The following is a 1136-nucleotide window of genomic DNA, read 5'->3' as shown; positions in this document are numbered from 1 at the left end:
GGCAGCTCGGGCCGCACTGGCAGCGGCCAGCGCAATACCTGCTCGGCCAGCCGGGCCAGCCCGATGCGAACGCGGCCGGTTTGCAAGGCCAGGCTGCGGTGTTCCCACCACGGCAGCACGAAGCTGAAGCCCCAGGCCAGCAATGCGCCCAGCACCGTGTCGGCCAGCCGCTCCGCCACGCCGAAGCCGGCTTCGGGCTGCGCCAGGTGGGCCTGCAACAAGGCCATCACGGTGGCGGCGATGGCGGTGACCAGGTAGCGACGATTGACGAAGGCATGGGCCACGCCGGCAGCCAGCAGGAACAGCAGGCCGGACAGCGCAGTGACATGGAGCGCAGCCAGCAGCATCACCACCAGGCAGCCGATCAGGGTGCCGGCCATGCGCGCGTCTCGTCGCGCCAGTGTCTGCTCCAGGTTGCCGCGCAGCACCACGGCCACGCTGAGCACCAGCCAGTGCGGGTGCGAGGCCCAGGGCAGCCACAGCGCCAGCACATAGGCGCTGGTGAGCGCCACGGCGCAGCGCAAGGCATGCCGCAGCACGGGAGAGGCCAGGTGCCACTGGGACTTCAGCGCAGCCAACGGCCAGCCTTCTGCGCTGACGAACAGCAACAGCTCCTCGCGGTCTGGCACCGGCAGCGGCGGCTGGTTCGGTTGCGGCGCTGCGAGCGCGGCCTGCAAGCGTGCCAGGTCGTTCAGCATGTGCTCGCCGCGCATCACCAGCGCGTTCACCAGCTGCTGCTGGGCGGGCGACACGCCGTCGTCCAGCGCGGCCTTTTGCTGGGCTTGCAGCTGGCCCCGCAGATCGGCCACGGTGCCGGGCGTCGTGATGACAGGCTCGCCAAACTGCAGTGCCAGTGCGATGCGGGCGAGTTGCATCGCAATCTGCTCCATGGTGCCGCACAGCGTTTCGCGCAGCGCTGTGGCACGTGCGGCGGCCTGCGGGCCGAGATCCAGGCTTTCCAGGTCCAGCTCGCTGACCAGCAAGGTGTCGCGCAGCTCGATGACCTGCAGCAGTGCCTGGGTCTGGGCCAGCGCGCCGGGCCGGTCCAGCGCGGGAAACAGCAGGTCACGGGCGGCTTGCAGGCGCTCGTCCAGCACAGCTTGGTGGGCCAGCCATTCCTGCAGCGGCGATTGAGC

The 1136-nt window shown here is 70.2% G+C and carries 1 protein-coding gene; it reads right to left on the bottom strand.

From position 1 onward, the window contains the following. Positions 1 to 1136 (bottom strand): FUSC family protein (locus FKP22_RS31205; protein ID WP_141292039.1); only part of this gene is annotated, 1136 nt, incomplete at both ends.

It is taken from the genome of Ideonella azotifigens (genome assembly GCF_006519715.1).
Taxonomy (GTDB): Bacteria; Pseudomonadota; Gammaproteobacteria; order Burkholderiales; family Burkholderiaceae_C; genus Ideonella; species Ideonella azotifigens.
The sequence above is the reverse complement of the archived record's forward strand: the minus strand, read 5'-3'. Positions and strand labels throughout refer to the sequence as shown.